The following is a 1234-nucleotide window of genomic DNA, read 5'->3' on the forward strand; positions in this document are numbered from 1 at the left end:
TGGACAGGTTCTGGCGTAAATTAAGCTACTCTTTGCACCTGCTGATCGGGGTTGGTTATTTCATTTCGCTGCCAGTAGATCACAGCGGGTGGTTTGCCGCCAAGGGCGGAATGTGGGCGTTTGTGATTGTAGAATTCGATCCACTTCCTGACGCCTGCCTTAGCATCTGATCCGGTTTCCCATGCATGCAGGTAGACGCATTCATACTTTAGCGACCGCCACAGCCGCTCGACAAAGATGTTGTCGAGGAACCGGCCCTTGCCATCCATCGAGATACGCACACTGGATCGACGCAGTCGGTCGGTCCAGACAAAGGACGTGAACTGGCTGCCCTGGTCGGTGTTCATAATCTCTGGTGGGCCGAACTTGTGGATGGCCTCATTCAAGGCATCAACGCAAAACTCGGCTTCCAATGTGTTCGAGATACGCCACGCCAGCACCTTGCGCGTGTGCCAGTCCATGATGGCAACCAGATACAGGAAGCCGCGTCGCATCGGTAAATATGTGATGTCAGCGCACCAAACCTGATTGGGCCGATCCACACGCAGCCCGCGCAACAGGTAGGGGTAGATCTTATGCCCCTTCGCAGCTTTGCTCGTGTTTGGCTTTTGGTAGATCGGCATGAGGCCCATCAGCCGCATCAGGCGTCTGATCCGCTTCTCATTGACGAGGTGGTCGTCATTGCGCAGGCGCCATGTCATCTGGCGCACACCATAGAACGGCGTTTCCAGGAACTGCTTATCGATCAGGCGCATCAGATCAAGGTTCATTTGGCTCTCGCCTTTCGGCTCGTAGTAAAACGACGACCGTGAGATCGACAGCAACGCGCATTGCTTGCCAACCGAAAGACCTGGCAGGTTTGGCTCAATCATCTTGCGCCTCACTTGCCGGTCCAGGGTTTGAGCTTTCTGGCCAAAAAATCGTTGGCGACGGCCAGCTCCCCGATTTTGGCATGGAGGTCTTTGACCTGCTCTTCGTCGACCTCCGGTGCTTTTCGACCTCCGCGCTCAAATACGCCAGACGCACCTTCAAGCAGCGCACGCTTCCATTGGTGGATCATGGTGGGATGCACACCAAACCGACTGGCCAATTCGCTGACCGTCTCCTCGCCCTTCAGCGCCTCTAACGCAACCTTGGCCTTAAACTCGGGGTGATGTTGCTTCCGTTTCGACATTCCTGATCTCCTTCGTGTTGAAGATCAGCAGACAACAAATTCCAGCTTACGTCAGTGTCC

Annotated in this window: 1 protein-coding gene; it reads right to left on the minus strand. The window is 55.0% G+C overall.

The genetic code is table 11. From position 1 onward, the window contains the following. Positions 1-20 precede the first annotated feature (20 nt). Positions 21-1174, minus strand: a protein-coding gene (locus tag VWY34_RS19750; protein ID WP_416535688.1) for an IS3 family transposase whose coding sequence is annotated in 2 segments (ribosomal slippage) — positions 21-922 and positions 922-1174 — 1155 coding nt in all. Because the reading frame shifts where the segments join, the coding sequence is not laid out codon by codon here. Positions 1175-1234 lie beyond the last annotated feature (60 nt).

The sequence above is a fragment of the Phaeobacter sp. JH20_02 genome, from assembly GCF_048056915.1.
GTDB classification, from domain to species: Bacteria; Pseudomonadota; Alphaproteobacteria; order Rhodobacterales; family Rhodobacteraceae; genus Phaeobacter; species Phaeobacter bryozoorum.